The sequence below is a fragment of the Tissierella sp. P1 genome (genome assembly GCF_002266425.1).
GTDB lineage: Bacteria > Bacillota > Clostridia > Tissierellales > Tissierellaceae > Tissierella > Tissierella carlieri.
The window spans coordinates 1-1088 of record NZ_NPMN01000084.1; the positions used below are offsets into that span (position 1 = coordinate 1).

At 35.5% G+C, this 1088-nt stretch carries 1 protein-coding gene; it reads left to right on the forward strand.

The window, feature by feature from the left end:
• The coding region (locus CIW83_RS21815; protein WP_143598623.1) for a carboxypeptidase-like regulatory domain-containing protein at positions 1-1088 on the forward strand (1088 nt) is incomplete at both ends.

Consider the following 1088-nt stretch of genomic DNA (forward strand, 5'->3'; position numbering starts at 1 on the left):
ACCAAACTGCAAAATCAAACTTCATATTAGAACCTAAACCACAAGGAACTATTACAGGCAGAGTATTTGACAGATATTATGAAACTCCGGCAGCTTATGCTGTAGTAAGAGTAGTAGAAGATCCAAGAGTAGCACCAGTTACAGCTGATGCAGAGGGATATTTCGTAATTCCTAATGTTCTAGAGGGAACATATACACTTAAGGTAGTAGCAGATGGATTTGAGCCAGGAGAAACTACAGTAGATGTAGCTGGAAATGAAACAGTAGATGTAAATATAGGATTAAAGAGATTTGTAGGTTATGAAGACAATATAATCTATGATGATGGAACAGCTGAAAATGCATTAGTACTAAATGCAGCACCTAATGGATTGGCAGTAAGATTTACACCAGATCAATTTGGTAAAGTAAAAGGTACAAATATTTACTTCTGGGATACTTCATGGCCAAGTCCGGGAGGAAATAGAATAGGATTTACAATATATGGAATAGATGCAAATGGAAAACCATATAAAGTTGGAGAACCAATATTCCAAGATGTAGTTAGAGGGGCATGGAACTATATAGACCTATCAAGCTTTGGATTCTCAACAGATAAAGACTTCTATATCTCAACAATCCAAGACAAAGTAGGTACTCAGTGTCCAGGAACAGGTATAGACCAAAATTCACCATATGCAGATAGATCATATATGAATGTTGACGGAGAATTTAAACTAATAAGCTCTGAAGATATTGAAGGCGGATTGATGATTAGAGCAAGAATGGAATATGCAATGGATGTTCCGGCAATAACTAATTTAGCTCCAGAAAGCTATACAAATCAAGATACAATAAGAGTAGAAGGAAAGGTTACAGCAGATGGTAAGGTAAATGTATATGTAAACGATGTAAAGGCAACCTCAATAGATTCTGAGAATAGAGTATTTGCAGTAGAAGTACCTATACCAGAAGAAAGAAATACAATTAAGGTAACAGCTGAGTTGAATGGAATAGAAACAGAACCATCAGCATCAGTAGTGGTAATAAAAGATAAATTAGCACCAGTTTTAACAGTAGATGAGCCGTTAGATAATGCTAAGATAAAA